General features: G+C 70.8%; 1 protein-coding gene. It reads left to right on the top strand.

What is annotated here, in order from left to right:
* Positions 1-257, top strand: a 257-nt coding sequence (locus tag SB660_RS21865; protein ID WP_410584534.1) for a hypothetical protein, incomplete at both ends; no start/stop codon positions are given.

The raw sequence follows: 257 nt of genomic DNA, 5'->3' as shown, positions 1-257 counted from the left end.
CGACGAGCACGACGGCCTCGATCCCGCCTTCCTCGACGCGGAGGGGGCGAGGGACGGCTTCCTCGAGGTCATCCGCCACAACACGCAGGTGCCCGGCCTGGTCGCCCTGTTCTCACGACTCGCGGTGGATGCCGCCGACCCCGCTCATCCCGCGCACGACTACTTCCTCGAGCGCAGCGAGCGGCTGCGCTCGAGCATCGCCGAGAGCTTCACGAACGACGACCAGCGTCCGACCCTCGACCCCGACACCCTGGCGC

It is taken from the genome of Bacillus sp. SIMBA_005 (assembly GCF_046535585.1).
Lineage (GTDB): Bacteria > Bacillota > Bacilli > Bacillales > Bacillaceae > Bacillus > Bacillus pumilus.
The sequence above is the reverse complement of the archived record's forward strand: the minus strand, read 5'-3'. Positions and strand labels throughout refer to the sequence as shown.